Source organism: Lactiplantibacillus pingfangensis (assembly GCF_005404945.1).
Taxonomy (GTDB): domain Bacteria; phylum Bacillota; class Bacilli; order Lactobacillales; family Lactobacillaceae; genus Lactiplantibacillus; species Lactiplantibacillus pingfangensis.
Genome location: NZ_BJDG01000022.1, coordinates 40,094 through 59,159, shown reverse-complemented (window position 1 = coordinate 59,159; position 19,066 = coordinate 40,094). Strand labels below are relative to the sequence as shown.

Sequence of the window (19,066 nt, the reverse complement as noted above, 5' to 3'; positions counted from 1 at the left end):
CCCCGGTAAAATACCGAGAACTCGCCGTTCAAAAAGCAGCTTAACAATTTGTCCAATTTTAAGGGTTCACTTCACCTCTCCAATCAAGGGTGATGACTTTTTGTCGTTCTGAAGGTATTAGTTTGGCTCTGATACCATGTTTACATTATAACTGATTAATGTAAATTTACCATTAAAGTGTTGTAAATATTACTCATCCGCCGTCATAATTTGATCCAAACGGTCAGTCTGGGCGGTTAACCAAGTGGTTAGTAAGCTTTCAGCCGCAACCCGATCAGCCAGCACGTCTTCGGCTGAACCTAATTCATCGATCCTGAGACCTGAACGGAAAGCTTCAGATTCCGCAATCATATAAAGCTTGATGGGCATCGTTTCTTCAGCAACCGTCACCTTACCAATTTCAGTTAAGTTAGCGAGTGGCAAATTGATGACACTCGTCTCCAACCGAAAGCTAATTGCTGGCTCGTGATCAGTAGTCAACGTCGCTTGGGCTAATTTGTCCGCCTGCACGTTGTCTAAGAAGCCACCAAGCCAATCCGCTACCTTAGCATCCAATTGCGTGTAAGCGCCCTTAACAGCCGTCTGTGCAAGCTGATCGGCAGTGACTTCATCAATAAATGTTTGTACGTTTCGTTGCATACTATCCCTCGTTTAGTTAGTTTTGTGACGCCAACGGGTCAATAACACCACCGTATAAAAGTTAACGACTAACCCAATGGCCGCCACAACTTCCAGTAGTAATTTGATTTCCATCCCAGCGTTGCTCTGATAGCCAGACATCAATGCGCTAATTAGTCCCAATGAATAAATTACCAAGACTAAGCCTAGCACATAAAACCCCAGCATTCGATTCAGATAAACCGCTAGAATCCCTAGCAAATAGAGCACTAAAGCAATCAATAAGCCCTGCCACATCTGACCACTTTTAATGTTGGTCGTTTGTAGCTGCAGCTGACTGGTCGACATCATCCAATTGACGATACCGTAACAAAAAAAGGAAACAAACGCAAATGCGACTAGTCGTGTGAGTTTCAAACAATCACTCCTGTTATTCGGCGATTAGGTCAATAACGTCTTCACGAGGAATTCCCGTGAAGTAACGATTTAAGTCAATATCTGCTAATTTTTCAGAAATAGCTTCATGATCATAACGTAAGCCAGTTAACGCTGTTTCGATATCATGCACATCACCGCTACCAAAGAAATCACCGAAGAATTTAATATTTTGAATATGGCCATCAGTCACTTGTAACCGTGCATCAATCGTCCCCATATCGAAATGTTGACGGCGTTTTACGGAAAATTCTGGTGACTTACCATAGACCCAATCCCAATTAGCATAATAGTCTTTGTAAATTTTATCAATGGCTTTTTGTTGATCAGGCGTAACCTGGTATTCTTTGTCCTTGATTTCAGCTAATGAATCGACATGGAATAATTTGGTCAATAGCGTATCGCGGAATTCAGGTACGGTAATATTTTGATATTCTGGTGCTAAGAATGGCCGCAAATTCGTGACCCGACTCCGAACGGACTTGATGCCTTTAGAAGCAATTTTGTCGGTTGGCACCGTCAATGCATTTGGAACGACATTCAGGTCCACATTTAACATCAAAGTCCCATGTGAAAATGTCTTGCCGTTGCGTGAATACATCGCATTGCCAGAAAACTTCTTGCCATCAACGAGTAAATCATTACGACCACTGACATTGGCTGTCGTGGCACCCATTTCATGCAACACATCAATAATCGGTTGTGTAAATGTCTTAAAGTCGCCAAATTCTTGGCTGTCACTATCGACAACGAAGCTAAAGCATAAGTTACCAAGGTCCTGATAAACCGCACCACCACCGGATAAACGGCGTGTCACGGTAATGTTATGTTCACGCACATAGTCCGCATTGATTTCTTCCAATGTGTTTTGATTGCGTCCAACAATAATGCAAGGTTCCTCATAATAAAATAGGACTAATGGTTCATCAAATTCAACATTGTTCATCAAATATTGTTCAGTTGCTAAATTACGACCAATTTCATGGTCTTTCATTGAAACATAGTACATTTAATATCAGCTCCTCAGCTTTAGGTTACCTTAATCATACTATACGAAATAAAAAAGAGCCCAACATGTGAGCCCTGTTTTGGAAGAATCATAAAATTGAGTGTGGAATTCTTCATCCCTCAAACATCATTGCGTCACAATCCACATCCTTGAGCACTCTGATTGGCGGCTACATGCTCTCCATGGATATTTCGTGCCATCAATAGATGGAAGTTGGTCAGCTGGTTATCCGAAATTAGCGGAAACGCTGCATACTGCACTAGCTATCACTTGACGGGTTTGTTACAACAATTGGGTAACGATATGACTGACCTGAGATTCTTCCGATGAATTCAGTATAGCAGACAATGTAAGCGATTGCAATAAGGTAAAAAAGCAAGTAACTGCTCAGTTTTCTCTACAGGCATGTTAGGTCTTTCATTCAAATTCCAGCTCGTCAATTGATTGATTAGCGAATAGTGGAAAGTTTCCGCCTACCGGGGGCTTCGTTTGGGGCTGGAACGCCATGAACCATTTTTGAGCCAAAGGGCGGTCTCAAAAGCTGGTTTTTGGCTAACCGTGGATAAACCACCACGCTAAGTCAAACGCCACGGCTGAGCCCCAAACGAAGCCCCCTCACGGCTAAAAATGTGCATTATTTTTAATGATCAGTCAGCCAAAAATCTTGACTAGTGCCAACCGAACTAATCGACATTTAAAAGTAATCGTCCTTCAATAGACCATTCATAGTGCTTGAACACCTACTAATTGTTGATACTGGTGTCGATCTAGACGGGCTAATAACGCTGTAATTACCAGGCTGAACAGGATACTTAACATCTTGACTAGCGCTGTAATAAAGTTGTTTGCACTTTTAGCTTTCCTTCAAAATCTACCAAGCCTTGTTCTATGAAAAATTGTTCCTCGCTATTTGATGTGTGGTAACTCAATTAGAGATAAGCGGTCTTCTATGCCAACTAATCTTCCTACTGAGAGAAATTTTACACCAACAAAAACAACCCGGTCAGCTGAGTTGCCAACCAGGTTGCCCTGTCATCATAATAATAGTTGTGGAACTTAAAACGTGTTAGCGTGGCACGTAACGTGTCGCACCAGAATAACTCTTATACTTCAGCCAAGTCCGACCATCCGCCTTAACGGTACCATTATAGTAAACCGTCTCTCCTGAGTTATAGCGCCCGACAACACTGGCACTCATACTTGGGGCATTGCGAATTTCAGTTGTGGCGGTGAAACGAAAGGCGCCTTGCTCGTTAGTGACACTGCTCGTACCAGCATTAGCAGTTCCACTAATGGCCACATAGTGGGTTGCCCCAGAATAGGCTTGGTATTTCAGCCAAGTCTGACCATTTGCAACCACCTTGCCGTTGTAGTGAACTGTCTCACCAGCATTGTAGGTACCAACTGTACTGGCACTCGCATTAGGTGAACTCTTGATGGCCGTTGTCGTTGTAAACCGATAACTACCTTGTGCTGCAATATTTTGATCTGGTGCTGGACTGCTAACATTACCACCAATGGCAACATAGTGTGCGACACCGGAATATGATTGATAACGGAGCCAAGTTTGACCATTAACCGTGACCTTACCGTTGTAATAAACGGTATTACCCGCATAGTAAGTACCAACAGTTTGGGCATTGTTATCGGGCGCACTCTTGATGGCTGTCGTTGCTGTAAACTGATATGACCCGCTGTCAGGAACAACTACGACCGGCTTGGAATCCTGATTATTATTGTTGCTGTCATTAATGGCGACATAGTGCACCGCACCAGAATAGGATTGGTAGCGAAGCCAAGTTTGGCCTTCCGCTGAAACCTTCCCATTGTAATAAACAGTTTCCCCTGCCCGATAAGTCCCGACAGTTTGGGCATTAGTTTGTGGTGCCGTCTTAATCGCAGTATCATAATTAAACCGATATGAACCTGACGTGGCGACAACGTTGCCGTCATTTGGCGTTTCAACCGCATCTCCAGTAGTTGCAACGTAATGTATTGCCCCAGAGTAAGCGACATACTTCAGCCAAGTTAAGCCCTCAGCCGTGACCTTGCCAGTATAATGGACACTTTCACCGGCATTATAAGTTCCGACTGCTTGTGCCGACTTGCTGGCCGCATTACGGATGGTCGTCTTAGCGGTAAACTTAAAATTACCACTTTCATTGGTAGCGTTCGTTTGACCACCATTGTTATTATTGTTGTTGTTGTTTTGATTGCCATTACCGCTAATCGCAACATAATGGGTCTTACCAGAATAAGCTTGGTACTTCAGCCAAGTGTAACCATTGGCTTCAACCTTCGCTGAATAATAAACGCTTTCGCCGGCTCCGTATGACCCGACCACTGCCGAAGATGGATCCGCTTCGGCATGAATGTCAGTTTTTTCTTTAAAGACATAACGACCGGAATTATTATCTGTCGTATTACCATTGTTATTATTGTTGCTATTATCACCTGGAACTGGATCTTTGCCAGGGATGATATTGGCAACTTCTTGATCCCAGCTTTGCAACCCATAGCTGTTAACCATGTTGATCAGCGCAGTCGCATAATTCGGATCCGTCGCATAGCCATCTTGTTGAAGTAGCCGTGCAACCTTTTGATAGTCACGTTCACCAAGCAAGTTACTGTAACGGGAATTTTCATCCAAGAAACGGCCATGATCTTCAACGCTTGCCGACCAATTAGGATACTTTCGAAAGGCAGCGTTAACCGTATAGTAGCCGTTGGGACCCCATTCTTGTGTTGGGAACCAGATTGACTGACCATTGTAGCTCCCTTTAATTCCGAACAAGTTATTACCTTGCGTCGATAACTCTGAACGTCCCCAGCCACTTTCTAGGATTGCTTGTGCCGCAGTAATAGATGGTAAAACGCCATACTTTTGCCAACCTGAAATAGCGCCAGCTTTGATTTCATCGAAGAATTTATCTTGATAACCATATAACGCAGCACTCATCATGACACTATCGTCATAATGGCCTGGACCCATCGCACTATTTGCCTGGACACTAACCTGCTCTGACTCTGTGACCGCCTTTGCTTGGCTTGTCGCTTGTGAGCTCTCACTAGTTGCGGCGCTTGCAGGCGCTTGTGAGCTTTGACTCGTTGCCGAGCTAGCAGGTGTCTGGGAAGTTTGACTAGCTTGTGACGCCTGGCTTGTCACCGCACTAGAACTGGATTGCGCGTCTTGACTCGTTGGCGCACTAAAACGTGCTTTTGGCTCCTGCGCAACGGTTGAACTAGCGTTAGCTTCACTGGTTGCTGAGTTCGCAGTTTTTTGACTGGCTTGACTCACCGCTGACTGCGCTTTCTCTTGAGAATTTTGACTCGCTGCAGCGTCGGAAGCAGCTTGTGAGCCTTGACTTGTGGCCGAGTTCGCGCCACTCACAATCGGTGTCACGGTTGCGGCACTATTTGCGACAACTGTCTTAGTGACCTCATTAACGACGGGATCTTCCCGTAATTGTGACGACCCTCCGGCTACAGCATTTGGGTCAACTTGAGTTTCACTGGCCTGTACATACGTATTCTGCTGATTACTCGTTGCAGTCGTGTCACCGTCTTGTGATTGGCCCGTTTTGGCCGTAGATGGCTTCGTTCCGGTCGTTGCTGAATCTGCCTTACTGACAACTACTGGTAAAAGTGCAGTGCTAAGCATTAGCGAGGCAATTACTTTTGTCATTCCAAGTTTCAATTGAGATTCCCCAAATCTTTCGTTGATTTTTTTGACTTCCCGTTCATTACAAAACTAACTTAATTTACTGAGCTTTGCTGTTACTGCAATAATAGTAGCATCTAGCCGTGTGACATTCAATTCGGATACTGTAATATAAATAATTTAATCTCCTTGGAACCGAGAAGTCCTTGCATTATCTTATGAATAATTTGTTACTTTTATCTTCTGTGTATTGCTGCCTTTTTAAAATAAAAAATCTGACAAGTGTCACGATAGCCTGAAATATAAAGCGATTACTTTTTCGTATTACTATAATTTATCTGATTAACCAAGTTTTTTCAACTAAAAACAAATCTTAATCAAAAATTATCTAAGTTGGAAAATTAGCCACTCTGTCCCCAATAAAAAATTTCAAAATTTGGTAATAATTACGATTTCGATAGAAAATTTTACAATTTGTAACAAAGTCATTTCTCGCACGCAAAGTTCTGGACTTAATGGCTTACAGTTATGAAAATTAATGCTAAAATAAACATATTAATCACGATAGACAAACGGGGGTAACTATTATGTTACAACAATATCAAAACATCTTGGTACCAGTTGACGGGTCCAAGGTCACAGAAGAAGTTCTCAAACGTGGGATTGAAGTCGCCAAGCGTAATCAAACTCACTTAGACATTTTAAATGTTTTGGAAGTTAATCAGTTCAGTGATACGTACGGCGGTGCGGTCAGTGGCGATGTCATTTACAAATTATCTGAAGATGTCCAAAAACGGTTAGAAGAACTCAAACAACAAGCCATTGATGCCGGCGTGACGGACGTTGAGATGCATGTGCGTTTTGGCAATCCTAAAACCGTTATTGCCCGAGAATTTCCAGCGGATCATCATAATGAATTGATCATGATTGGCTCTACTGGGCTATCGGCCGTTGAACGTTTGATGGTTGGTTCCGTCACCACTTATGTGAGCCGCAATGCCATTTGCGACGTTTTAATCGTCAAACCTGACAAATAACAATTATTGACTGAGCGGACGACAAAAGACGCGGTGCTAACAATGCCTAGAAGTACGACTGATTGGCAGTTTCAATTAGTCGCGTTTCTCAGCGTTGTTGTCGCCGCACTTTTTTTGTCCAAAAACAACGATTCGGAAAAACTAAAAATATCATGAAAGTTAGGTAGTTACTCGTGCAATGGACTTATAATTTAACAATTCCACTAATACTTGATAATAAAACCGTTCGTGATTGTTTAAAACACTGGTTAATTCCAAAAAGAATTCAAGGACAATTACGTCAGGGACGCCGTTTGTGGGTCAACACCGTCCCAGCATCCGTTGCCACAACAGTTTACACTGGCGATCAGTTAACCTTGCAATTTCTACCTGCTGATTTTCGTACCCCGCAGTCAAACTATTTACCAGACAAGCATGAATCGGTCGTTATTTTGTATCAGGATCATGAGTTGCTAGTCGTGAATAAACCGGCCGGGATCAAGTCTCATCCCAATCAACCCGGCGAAACTGGCTCAATTCTCAATTATTTGGCCGCTTACCTTGCCCCAACCAAGCAAGCACCTTATATGGTTCATCGACTAGACCAGATGACCTCTGGCGCAATGTTAGTTGCGTTAAATCCCGTTGTCGTGCCTATTTTAGACCGCCTCATTAGCACGAAGCAGATTCACCGCAGCTACTACGCGTGGGTTCGTGGTCACTTTGAACAAGCACAAGGTCAGTTCAACGACGCGATTGGCCGTCACTCAACTGATAAACGCAAGCGTTGGATCAACGTTCCTGATGCTCAGGCGGCCTTAACTGATTATCAAGTCATTCAGACAACGCCGCACCAGAGCCTCGTTAAACTAGCGTTACACACTGGTCGTACGCATCAACTACGCGTCCATTTGGCTGCTAATGGCCATCCGATTATTGGTGATCCTTTGTATGACGAACAGGCTAGCCACGCACCCCGGCTGCTGTTACATGCTAGTCAGTTACATATCCAACGTCCTTTCAGCGCCCAAACCATTGACGTTCAGGCGCCTTTACCAACCATTTTTGAAAACGCGGCGCTTATCGAAACTTTCTAAAAAATAGCCCCCAACTAGCCAAATCAGGCCAGTTGGAGGCTATTCTTATTTCAGAACCATTGTCAGGTAGTCATAACCAATTTTCACCTGACAATTTTTTGCCTCTTTTTAGAATTCAGCATTTCCTGGTGTCCGTGGATAAGGGATCACATCGCGAATGTTTTCCATCCCAGTCACATACATCAAGAGACGTTCGAAACCAATTCCGAAGCCGGAATGGACCGTTTCACCGTACTTCCGCAATTCCAAGTACCATGCATATTCTTCTGGTGGCAACTTGTAATCTTTAATCTTTTGCGCCAGTTGTGCTTGACGTTCTTCACGTTGGCTCCCACCAACCAGTTCCCCAATCTCAGGAACTAGCATATCAACGGCCGCAACCGTCTTGCCATCACCATTATCCCGCATGTAAAATGCTTTGATTTCTTTAGGATAGTCCGTAATGAATGTGGGCCGTTTATAAACTTGTTCGCACAAGTAACGTTCATGTTCAGCTTGTAAATCCAAGCCCCAATAAACAGGAACATCAAATTTAACGGGGGCCTTTTTCAATTCTTCAATCGCTTCAGTATAAGTGATTTGTGCGAATTTTTCGTCAACCGTTTGGTGTAAACGTTCGAGTAAATGTTCATCAACCGCACTGTTCAAGAATTCCAGTTCGTCCTTCGCATGTTTAAGCAAGTAGTTGACGACCGACTTCAATAAGGCTTCTGACGTCACAATAATATCTTGTAAGTCAGCAAAGGCCATTTCAGGTTCGATCATCCAAAATTCAGACGCATGCCGTTGTGTATGCGAATCTTCCGCCCGGAAAGTTGGCCCAAAAGTGTAAACATTCCGTAATGCCAGTGCAAAGGATTCGACTGGCAATTGACCACTAACGGTTAAATTAGTTTCCTTTTTAAAGAAATCTTCATGGTCATCAACCTTACCATCGGCAGTCTTAGGCAAGTTGTTCAAATCCAATGTTGTGACGCGGAACATTTCGCCGGCGCCTTCACTATCGCTACTCGTGATAATCGGGGTGTTCACATACGTGAAGTCGTTTTCTTGTAAATACTGATGAATGGCAAATGCTGCCAGTGAACGAATCCGGAAAACAGCATAGAATGTATCTGTCCGTGGCCGTAAATGTGCAATTGTCCGCAAATATTCATACGTGTGCTTTTTCTTTTGTAAAGGATAGTCATTATCTGACGCACCTTCAACTTCGATTGCAGTGGCATGAATTTCTAACGGTTGCTTGGCCGTTGGCGTATAGACAACTGTCCCTGTAACCTTGATCGTCGTGCTTAATGGTAACTTTTTAAACTCCTCGAAGCCTTCCAAATCACTAGCCATGACAATTTGTGCATGCTTAATCGTTGAGCCATCGCTTAATTCAATAAATCCAACTCGCTTAGACCCACGCGCAGTTTTTACCCAACCGTGCAAGACAACAGTTTCATCTTCAGCAAACTGTTGATCACTAAATAAATCTTTAACTAAAACTTCCGTCATCTTAAATCTCCTCCTATGACAACTAAAAAAAGAGCCATCATCCCTAATCACAAGGGACGAAAACTCTTTCCGCGGTACCACCCAAATTGTTTTTTTAATTCAAAACCAACTTTAATAAACGTCCATATAGACGTTCCGCTTGATAACGTGTCGGTTACGGCTAAGCCTACTCTTAATATTTCAGCCAGCAACAAAAACGGGGTTAACCAAATCGGGCCGTTGACTAAGCTCTCACTATCCTTAGCTCGCTGCGCACTGTTACCGACCTGGCATTGACCGTTTCAATTCTTTTTAGTCTTATTTAACTTTTGTCAGCGTATCACAAAAAGCGGCCAAATACAACTCGCACCCGATTAGTGTCAAGCTTTTCTAACTAGTAAACTAGTTAATAGCCGCCTTCCGGGGTGGTCGTTTGGGGCTGGAACGCCATGAACCATTTTTGAGCCAAAAGGCGGTCTCAAAAGCTGGTTTTTGACTAACCGCGGACAACCACCGCGCTAAGTCAAATGCCACGGCTGAGCCCCAAACGACCACCCCTCACGGCTAGACTAGTCCACTATTTAAAGTTGATTCTGATTACCATTTTACTATGCATCAACGAATCGATGTCTCACATCTGGTCCGACTTTTCCCAAGACTTTCTTGGGCGCTTGAGACAATACATATTGCGTCTGCGTTCACCTGTTCAGCTTTCAATTCACAACCTGAATAGCTAAAAGTTTCATGCACAGTGCGGTTTAAGACATCACAGCGGTGGCGCCGGACATCACTTTAGCTGCAGGTTGCTGTTGATAACATCGGTCGTGATGGTGGCGTTGAATCGGCGTTCCTTGCCGATTTTACACCACGGACGGTTCGGGACACTTGCGATTTTTGCAAGGGTTCCGAGCGAGGTTCAAGACGTTCCTCAGGCTTGGACCGGTCCCACGACCGCATGTTATCAGCAGCAACCGGCTCACAACGAAAACTGCGATTAACTAACAAGTCAGGCTTGTTAGCCAATCGCAGTTTTATTAAGCTCATTTAAGAATCATGTCGCCTATTTCAGGCCTTTCCATTGCCAATCATTAACTTCTGGCAAGTCAGTCCCAGCGTCACGAATGTAAGCATTGTGCTTAGCCAACATGTTATCCATGTCTTGAACAAAGGCTGCACCGGTATCTTCCATTGCTGGTTGCGCCGCAATCGCAGCTTTAGCCAAATCGAAACGATCCATTTGGTTCATGACCCGGACATCGAATGGTGTTGTAATATCACCATTTTCACGGTAACCATGCACGTGCAGATTGTGATTGTGACGATCAAAGAAGATGTCGCGAACCAAGTCTTCATAACCATGGAAGGCAAAGACGACTGGCTTGTTCTTCGTAAAGTAATGGTCAAATTCTTCATCTGATAAGCCACGTGGGTCCTTCTTTGGACTGCGTAACTTCAACAGATCAACCACGTTAATAAACCGAATCTTCATGTCAGGGAAGTTGTCATGCAACAACTGAATCGCAGCTAAAGCTTCCAATGTTGGTTCCGTCCCGGCAGCGGCGAAGACAATATCAGGTTCACTACCTTGGTCAGTACTTGCCCAATCAACAATGCCTAAGCCATTGTCAACTAATTGCTTAGCTTCTTCAATGCTGAACCATTGTTGACGTGGATGCTTCGACGTTACGACATAGTTAATCTTTTCTTGACTCCGGAAAATCACATCACCGACTGCTAACAAGGAGTTGGCGTCAGCTGGTAAATATTCACGAATATATTCTGGTTTCTTTTCAGCCAAATGAGTCAACGCACCAGGATCTTGGTGGGTGTAACCATTATGGTCTTGTTGGAACACAGTGGAAGCCGCAATAATATTCAATGATGGGTACTTTTGACGCCAATCGAGTTCGTTGGCTTTCCGTAACCACTTGAAATGTTGGGTCAACATTGAATCCACGACGCGTAAGAACGCTTCATAACTTGCAAATAAGCCATGACGACCAGTTAGAACGTAGCCTTCAAGCCAGCCTTCAGCCTGATGTTCAGATAACTGAGCATCCAATACTCGGCCAGCTGGCGCTTCAAATTGATCACTGTCTGGATGAATGTCTTCCAACCATTGACGGTTAGTTGCTTCAAAAATGCCATAGAGCCGGTTTGACATCGTTTCATCAGGACCAAACAACCGGAAATTATCTGGGTTCTTCTTGATGACATCGCGAAGATAGTCAGACCAAACAATCATATCTTGCTTAACATCTGCGCCACGTTTAGTCGTATCAACAGCGTAGTCACGGAAGTTAGGCAGGTTCAACGCCTTAGGATCAACCCCACCATTGGTAATTGGGTTGGCGGCCATTCGGCTTTGTCCAGTCGGAATGATTGCCTTAATATCATCTTTCAAGCTACCATCAGCATTGAATAATTCTTCTGGCTTGTATGATTCCAACCAGTCAACCAATGCATCTGAATGTTCCATGTCCAATTGATCGACAGGAATTGGAATTTGATGGGCCCGGAATGAGCCTTCAATCTTATCGCCATCCCAAGTCTTAGGACCGGTCCACCCTTTAGGTGCGCGGAAGACAATCATTGGCCAAGTTGGCAAACTAGGATCATTGTTTTCACGAGCATTCTTTTGAATAGCCTTGATTTTTTCAATGGCTTCATCCATTGCTTTAGCTAATAATGGATGAACCTTTTCAGGATCGTCGCCAGTCACAAAGATTGGTTCCCAATTCATACTTTCAAAGTATTTCGCAAGCTTTTCATCGGAAGTCCGACCAAAGATTGTTGGGTTAGAAATCTTAAACCCGTTCAAGTTTAAGATTGGTAAAACAGCCCCGTCATTGATTGGGTTAATAAACTTGGTTGATTGCCACGACGTTGCTAATGGGCCAGTTTCTGACTCCCCATCACCGACAACGACTGCAGCAATTTCATCAGGATTATCTAAAATTGCACCGGTACCATGCGAGATTGAATAGCCAAGTTCGCCACCTTCGTGGATAGAACCTGGTGTTTCAGGTGCAGCATGTGAAGCCACCCCACCTGGGAATGAGAATTGTTTAAATAACTTCTGCATCCCTTCCTTGTCCTGGGTAATTTCAGGATAAATATCGGTGTAAGTCCCGTCTAAGTACGAGTTTGAAACCATCACTTGACCACCATGACCGGGACCTTCAACGTAGAACATCTTCAAGTTGTATTTATTAATCACCCGGTTTAAATGGGCATAAATAAAGTTTTGACCAGCAATCGTGCCCCAATGGCCGATTGGATGGACTTTAACGTCACTTGCTTTTAATGGTTGTTGTAATAATGGATTAGCTTTTAAATAAAGTTGACCAACTGATAAGTAATTAGCAGCACGCCAATACTTGTCAACTTCTTGCAAATATGCTGGCGATGAGTAATCTGTAGTCATAGTCAAAACACTCCTTAATTTGCTTTTAAATTATTGTCTGTCTGTAACTGACATCGTTTACAATTACTATCTTAACAGCTTAATTTTAAAAATCAACCTTTTTGTTAATTGGAACGGTCCAATTAACAAAAAGAGCTGTATTGACACAAATAAAAACCAGTATCAGCCCTGACGCGATACTGGTTTTACTAGTTTTTCAAAATACGTAAAGATTGAAACCGAAAAAAATCGTCAGCACTGTCATGTGATTAATAGCTACACTCTGTTCGTCAGAATCGTTGTGCATCGCGGGACAATCCCAGCCAAGGGAAGGTCGGGGCCTTCGACACAACGGTTTTGCCTGTCTCCACTTAGTTAGCTGTTGATCAGCTGGAGGCTGTCACCGACAACATCAGTCATGATGGTGGCGTTAATCGGCTGACTTTGCCGATTTTACGCCATGGACGGACCGGGACACTTGCGATTTTTGCAAGGGTTCCGGGCGAAAACCAAGACGTGCCTGGCTTGGTCCGGTCCCACGACCGCATGTTGTCGGTGACAACCGGAAGCGGCAGCTACTAGCCAATGTGACCAGAATTTATCCCAGCGGCTCGGGTGTCTAACGGCAACCAATTCAAAGCGCGCAATAAATAACGATCCCAAAAGTCCCACTCATGATTCCCCGGTCCCGTTTCATAAACATGCTTGATTTGATGTTGTGTCAAAAAAGCATCAAACTCGTCATTAACGCCTTTTAACCCATCATCATTCCCGATGGCCATGTAAATTGCCGGTAACTCGACCTGTTCGGCCAATAACCGCTGCAATAAAACTTGCGGATTTAATTCCGATTGACGCACGGCAGCTAAATCAGGACCATACACGTGCTTTAAGTATGCTGGTGTTTCAGCAAACCAAGCCGGCTTAGTAGCCTTGTCCAACGCTGTTGCCGTCATCAATGCAGCGGATAACATAATAATTGCGCCAAAGGTTTCATGAAAGCGTAAGCCGTTAATTAAGGCGCCGTAACCACCCATGGATAACCCACCGATAAAAGTGTCACGCCGTTTCGTCGACAACGGAAAGCTCCGTCTCGTAAACGCTACCAATTCTTGTCCGATAAATTGACTATATAAGTCGGTTGACCAAGGATGATCCGTGTAGAACCCATTTTCACCGGCTGGCATGACCACCGCAAGATTACGTTCATCAGACCAACGTTGAATTCGCGTGCCAGAGACCCAGTCCACTTCACTACCAAGTAACCCATGTAACAAATATAACGTTTTAAATGGCCCAGTCGGCGTTTGACCAGCTGAATCAACTTTATCGGTTGGCAAACAGACCATTAGCGGGACTGTTCGATGTAGTGATTGCGCCATAAAATTAACCCGAATTAAAGCCATGATTTTAACTTCTTTCTACATCAACCTATTGTTCTGTCGAAACAAAGGTCGTATATTTCATATACTTATAATGCAATCGCATGTTGGAAACTTCAAATGGCGTCCCGTCGTCAAGGAAAAAGATCCCCCCCATCACACCAACGGGTTCCGTTGCTTTTAATGTCAGTAATTTTTGATCCGTGGCGGTCGAGACATCCGCAGAAATGGATAAGAAAGATTTAGTTACCGCTGCCTTCAACGTCTTTTGCACATACGAAAAAATTGACCCACTGACAATTTGTCGATTCAACTCGGGTACCAATTTAATTGGAATATAACCCGTTTCAATCATAAATGGTTGTTCATCTAATAATCGAAGTCGCTTAATTTCATAAACAAATTCATCGGGCGCTAAAAATAAATCCTGTTGCAACTCTTGACTTGCAGGAATGACCTGAAAGTCTAATAATTGAATACTAGGTTGGGCACCTTCTGTATTTAAACTATCGGTAATTCCCAAATTTGTGCCTTCATATTTAAATGAAGATTGATTTTTAAGATATAATGGGTTAATAAACGTTCCAGAACCGCGCTTCTTGAAAATAAGCCCTTGATTGGCTAACACGTTCAAAGCGCGCTTAATAGAGCTGCGGCTCACGTGGTACTGTTCACTGAGGCTCCGTTCATCTGGTAATTTTTTATCAATAAATTCATTGGCCATAATACGTTTATTAAGGTCAGTGATGACTTGTTGATAAACTAAATCTGCCATCATGATTCCTCCTCGTCTTTAATTTGCTACTTAGAGTATAGCAGAAATTTAAGGGCTTGCGTGAATTGCACCGGTCCATTTAAAAAATTGGAACGACTATCTTATATTTGTGAGGATGAAAAACATGTCAAAGAAACGTAAGAACAAAGATGGCTTGGGCAAAACGCTCGTTGAAAAGATTTTGGACAAGGCCAATATCAGTTATCAACAATATGAATTTCCAACGAAAACCGAGGGTGACGTCGAACAATTACAAGTCGATCATCTCGGGGTTGACGAACATCATATTTATAAAACCTTAGCACTAATTGGCAATAAGACCGGCCCGTTGGTTGGCGTCTTGCCGATTGATGAACATTTAAGCTATAAAAAATTAGCTAAATTGTCTGGTAATAAAAAGGTCGGGATGATTCCATTAAAAGACTTGGAACGCACCACTGGTTACGAACATGGCGCCAACACACCAGTAGGCATTTGGGAGACTAAGAAATTTCCAATCTTTCTAAATGACAGTGCCAAAAAACAAGGCCAAATTTTAGTCTCGTCGGGTAAAATCGGCCGCTCAATCGAAATTAACGCTGATGATTTACGCAAACTTGTCCATGGGACCTTTGGTGAAATAACGGAGTGATGATTTGGCACAATTTATTGAGAACCTACTTTTAGTCCTTTTCAGCCTATTAGGACTACCGGCATTATTAGCCTGGCTACTGACCATCGTCAATCGTCATACCAAAGCTAATTTGGTCAATCGCTACGGCATCAACAGCCAAGTTTACCTCGGTTGCTTAGGCATTATCATCCACGAGTTAAGCCATTTGATTTTAGCCGTCTTGTTTCACCACAGTATTCAATCCGTGCGGCTCTTAAAATTGCCCCATTTGAATCAAGATAACGGTGCTGATGAAGATCTGGCGCTCGGCTATGTGAACCATACCTGGCGTCAATCCAGCCTTTATCAAACCGTTGGTAACTTATTCATCGGGGTCGCACCGATCTTTGGGTGTACCGCTAGCTTATTAGGGTTGGATGCCTTACTCTATCCCGGTTTATCGCAAGCTATTTTTCGACTCGCAGATCATCCGTTCAACCCTGATTGGGCTGGCAGTTGGACTGCACTAACGACCAATGTCAGCAGTTGGTGGCAACTGCTATTGTTGCTTTTCCTAACAATTCTAATCGTCATCGGTGGCTTTGACCTCAGCCCAGCTGATTATCAAAATAGTTCATTGGGCTTATCCACAATGTTGATTTTCTTAACGGTTGCCACGATCATTTTTTCAATTTTTGATCAACAGTCAACGGTAATTTTAAAGGCAATCACGTCATTTGGGTTCACCTTAGCCATGATTTTAGGCTACTCGCTGTTAGTCTCACTAGTTGTAATGCTGATTACGCGTCTATTACCACAACGACGCTAAAAATGGTCCGGGAAAAATTTCCCGAACCATTTTTTAGTTGACAACTAGCTTTAGACTCTTAATTTAACTTATCATCTGCAGCCCACTCTGCTTTGAATTGGGCCACAAACTCACGCATGACTTGGGTTCGTTGATGCGCTAATTGTTTGGCCGTTGCCGTATTCATCAAGTCTTCTAGCTTAAAAAGCTTTTCATAAAAATGATTAATGGCCGTTCCAGGTTCCTCACGATATTGTGCCTTAGTCATATTCTCGCGCGGTGCAATTGCTGGGTCATAGATTTTTTCACCCACATGCCCAGAATAATACAGCGCACGGGCAATCCCAATCGCGCCGATTGCATCTAAGCGGTCCGCATCTTGCACGATTTGCCCCGCTAATGACAAGGTCTGCGTGCCAGCTAAGGACTTGCTGAATGACATGTGGTCAATAATATCGAAAATTTCAGTCTGGTCGGCAGGTGTCACGTGTAAGTCTGTCAACTGATCCGCCAAAGCTTGGTGCGCCTTAATGGGGTCCGCCATCAACTTATCATCAATCACATCGTGAAGCCACGCTGCCGCAACGGTTAACGCCAAGTCCGCATGCTCAGCTTGGGCCAGCCGCGTTGCTAATTGCACGACGCGTTGTAAATGGTCACTCCCATGACCACTATGATCTTGAGCCAATCGTTGCAGCGCGTATGCTTTAATGGCCGCTAATTGCGTTTCTGTTACCATCTAATCATCCTATTCCTGAGTTTGATAATACGCCCGTAATTTTTTGATTGTGCCACGGCTAAAGGCTAACCGATCGCCATTAGTCATCGTAATCGCGCCCTTACTAAAGTCAATGGTCACAATTTTATTCAAATTGAGTGCGTAGCTCTGGAAATCGTTGAAAAAGTGCCCAACGCCAAGTTGTGCTTTGATCGTACTTAAATTTTTATGCACTAAATAAGCCTGATTTTCCGTCACAATTCGCGCCGTCCGTAAACCATGCACTTTTTCACAATACACGATATCCTTCAATTTCAATTTTAATAGTAATGTCCCACTGTGTAAATTTAAAGTTGGTTCTGGCGCATCATTCAAAGTTAACAAACGCTTCTTGATGACCTTTAAGACTGCCCGCACCCGAGGGGTAAATTTTTCTTTATCGAATAAATCCATTTTTGAAATAAAGCCCGTTGGGGTAGTCATCGCGCTCAACGTTTCGACCATCATATCATCGCGCACTGACACATAGACAATAAATCCATCCGGATCATAATCGCGAATTTTAGTCGCGAGTTCAATCCCATCGGTCGCTTGTTTCAAAACAATATCCAAAAAATAAATATTCGGTCCGCTAGTCTCTTTCACCGCATGGAGCACGTCATCAGGTTGCCATACCGGTGCCAACTCATAGTTAAAGTTCAACTCATCAAGCTGGCCCGTAATGATGTCGGTTAACCAGAGACGGTGCTCTTGCTGATCGTCACTGATAAACACCTTCATAATCAATCACTCTTTCTCATGGTAAACAAACCTCACTAACATTTAGTGAGGGAACTAAATTACCTGTCTTCTGATTCAATTGTTTGCAATCGACTGTAACACCCTTTAATCATACTAAATCCAAATCATTCCGGCAACAAAAAAAAGACTTTTACCTAAAATTTAGTTATCAGGTAATAAGTCTCTTAGACTGTCATTATTTTTCAATTTGGGTTGGTTGCGTGTGGGCCTGATTCAAGCGCATCAATTCATCCGTTCTTAGCTTATCCACAATTAATTGTGCTGCCGCAGTCGTTAAGCTCCCACTTAAATCCTGATCTGACACGCGAGTAGGCTCATCTAAATGATGTAACCGGTCGACTAACGCTTCAATAAAACTGTCATAGGCCCGCTTCGGATACCCGGTCGCAGTCACTTGATCAATCCCTTGACGAATCATGTCTAACGGATAACTGGGTTTTAGCAAACTAATCACAATAATATCGGCCAGTTGCATAATCTGATATTTTTTCTTTACCGGCGATAAAATCACCTTATGCTTCACATAATTATTAATCATCGCCGCAGTCACTGGATCAGCGCCTAACGGTTGTAAGGTCTCGTTGATGAGCAACAAGACTTGATCCATATACAAATCAAAATTAGGTAATTCCGTCCACTTCGGTAAGATGACTCTGTTCATCCGGTGCCGCCAATCTTCATACGTTTCTGTCGTCGTTGCCATGGGTAATCCCTCCTCAACTCGTTAACATCATTATATACAGATTAACTAGTCATGTAAACTAGATTTCCTTGTAAATAGCATTAATAACGGAATATGTTATTATTTAAAGGTCGATTTAAATTTAAAAGAAAAAGTGGTGCCTGAATAATGTATGAAATGACTAAGAAACACCGTACTGGTGACGACGTCAAGGAATTGATCCCCCAACCAGTTATTGACGGTTTATGGGACCGCCTTAACCAAATGCGCAAAGAAAAATTACTAATTGACGCCTCAATGGCCGTTATGTTTAGTGACGACTTCGAAGATCACAAAATCTTCTTCATGACTTTGCAAAAAGAAGGCGCATTTGCTAATGAATATGAACTCGCCTATGACGGGCCAAAGGATTTTCTTGGCAAAGGAACGATCGTGATCTTTAAAGATCGTCCCAAGACGATTCAAATGAGTATTTCAGCGGCTAACAAAGCAACTACTGACGATTCTGAAAAATAACGTTTCATCAAAAAAGCGACACCATCTGATTTGGTCTTAACCAAAATCAGACGGTGTCGTTTTTACAATCC

The 19,066-nt window shown here is 43.2% G+C and carries 16 protein-coding genes; 5 read left to right on the top strand and 11 right to left on the bottom strand.

What is annotated here, in order from left to right:
• Nucleotides 1-189 precede the first annotated feature (189 nt).
• From FFM74_RS10420 to FFM74_RS10405, 4 genes are all read right to left on the bottom strand, one after another.
• Nucleotides 190-639, bottom strand: coding sequence for a hypothetical protein (locus FFM74_RS10420; RefSeq protein WP_137626574.1), 450 nt, complete (start codon nt 637-639; stop codon nt 190-192).
• Between the two features lie 12 nt (nt 640-651).
• The gene (locus FFM74_RS10415) at nt 652-1,035 is read right to left on the bottom strand and encodes a hypothetical protein (RefSeq protein WP_137626573.1); all 384 of its coding nucleotides are present in this window, start codon (nt 1,033-1,035) and stop codon (nt 652-654) included.
• A gap of 13 nt (nt 1,036-1,048) precedes the next feature.
• Nucleotides 1,049-2,062, bottom strand: coding sequence for a lipoate--protein ligase (locus FFM74_RS10410; RefSeq protein WP_137626572.1), 1,014 nt, complete (start codon nt 2,060-2,062; stop codon nt 1,049-1,051).
• A gap of 1,066 nt (nt 2,063-3,128) precedes the next feature.
• Nucleotides 3,129-5,747 carry an SH3 domain-containing protein gene (locus FFM74_RS10405; RefSeq protein WP_223877218.1) on the bottom strand — a complete coding sequence of 873 codons (2,619 nt, stop codon included), beginning with the start codon at nt 5,745-5,747 and terminating at the stop codon, nt 3,129-3,131.
• A gap of 563 nt (nt 5,748-6,310) precedes the next feature.
• Here FFM74_RS10405 and FFM74_RS10400 point away from each other — a divergent pair.
• Nucleotides 6,311-6,760 (top strand): universal stress protein, encoded by a 450-nt coding sequence (locus FFM74_RS10400; RefSeq protein ID WP_137626571.1) that lies wholly within the window; start codon nt 6,311-6,313, stop codon nt 6,758-6,760.
• 173 nt (nt 6,761-6,933) lie between these two features.
• On the top strand, nt 6,934-7,836 hold the full coding sequence (locus FFM74_RS10395; RefSeq protein ID WP_137626570.1) for an RluA family pseudouridine synthase: 903 nt from the start codon (nt 6,934-6,936) through the stop codon (nt 7,834-7,836).
• Between the two features lie 108 nt (nt 7,837-7,944).
• On the opposite strand, the gene asnS is transcribed toward FFM74_RS10395, so the two are convergent.
• The 4 genes from asnS to FFM74_RS10375 form a co-directional block, all read right to left on the bottom strand.
• Complete coding sequence (gene asnS / locus FFM74_RS10390; protein ID WP_137626569.1) at nt 7,945-9,336, bottom strand: asparagine--tRNA ligase; 1,392 nt, start codon at nt 9,334-9,336, stop codon at nt 7,945-7,947.
• A gap of 1,039 nt (nt 9,337-10,375) precedes the next feature.
• A complete protein-coding gene (locus FFM74_RS10385) occupies nt 10,376-12,742 on the bottom strand; it encodes a phosphoketolase family protein (RefSeq protein ID WP_137626568.1) in 2,367 nt (788 codons plus the stop codon).
• Nucleotides 12,743-13,299: 557 nt separating this feature from the next.
• Nucleotides 13,300-14,127, bottom strand: coding sequence for an alpha/beta hydrolase (locus FFM74_RS10380; RefSeq protein WP_137626567.1), 828 nt, complete (start codon nt 14,125-14,127; stop codon nt 13,300-13,302).
• A gap of 25 nt (nt 14,128-14,152) precedes the next feature.
• The gene (locus FFM74_RS10375) at nt 14,153-14,878 is read right to left on the bottom strand and encodes a GntR family transcriptional regulator (protein WP_137626566.1); all 726 of its coding nucleotides are present in this window, start codon (nt 14,876-14,878) and stop codon (nt 14,153-14,155) included.
• A gap of 124 nt (nt 14,879-15,002) precedes the next feature.
• On the opposite strand from FFM74_RS10375, the gene ybaK reads away from it, so the two are divergent.
• Both ybaK and FFM74_RS10365 read left to right on the top strand, forming a co-directional pair.
• Entirely contained in the window at nt 15,003-15,509 is a 507-nt protein-coding gene (ybaK, locus tag FFM74_RS10370; RefSeq protein WP_137626565.1) for a Cys-tRNA(Pro) deacylase, read from the top strand.
• Nucleotides 15,510-15,513: 4 nt separating this feature from the next.
• Nucleotides 15,514-16,299, top strand: coding sequence for a hypothetical protein (locus FFM74_RS10365; protein WP_137626564.1), 786 nt, complete (start codon nt 15,514-15,516; stop codon nt 16,297-16,299).
• Between the two features lie 58 nt (nt 16,300-16,357).
• On the opposite strand, the gene FFM74_RS10360 is transcribed toward FFM74_RS10365, so the two are convergent.
• The 3 genes from FFM74_RS10360 to FFM74_RS10350 form a co-directional block, all read right to left on the bottom strand.
• Complete coding sequence (locus FFM74_RS10360) at nt 16,358-17,017, bottom strand: HD domain-containing protein (RefSeq protein ID WP_137626563.1); 660 nt, start codon at nt 17,015-17,017, stop codon at nt 16,358-16,360.
• Nucleotides 17,018-17,026: 9 nt separating this feature from the next.
• Nucleotides 17,027-17,776, bottom strand: coding sequence for a LytR/AlgR family response regulator transcription factor (locus tag FFM74_RS10355; protein WP_137626562.1), 750 nt, complete (start codon nt 17,774-17,776; stop codon nt 17,027-17,029).
• 196 nt (nt 17,777-17,972) lie between these two features.
• Nucleotides 17,973-18,500: a DUF1836 domain-containing protein gene (locus FFM74_RS10350; RefSeq protein ID WP_137626561.1), complete on the bottom strand. Its 528-nt coding sequence runs from the start codon at nt 18,498-18,500 to the stop codon at nt 17,973-17,975.
• 147 nt (nt 18,501-18,647) lie between these two features.
• On the opposite strand from FFM74_RS10350, the gene FFM74_RS10345 reads away from it, so the two are divergent.
• Entirely contained in the window at nt 18,648-18,995 is a 348-nt protein-coding gene (locus tag FFM74_RS10345; RefSeq protein WP_137626560.1) for a hypothetical protein, read from the top strand.
• Nucleotides 18,996-19,066: the final 71 nt, after the last annotated feature.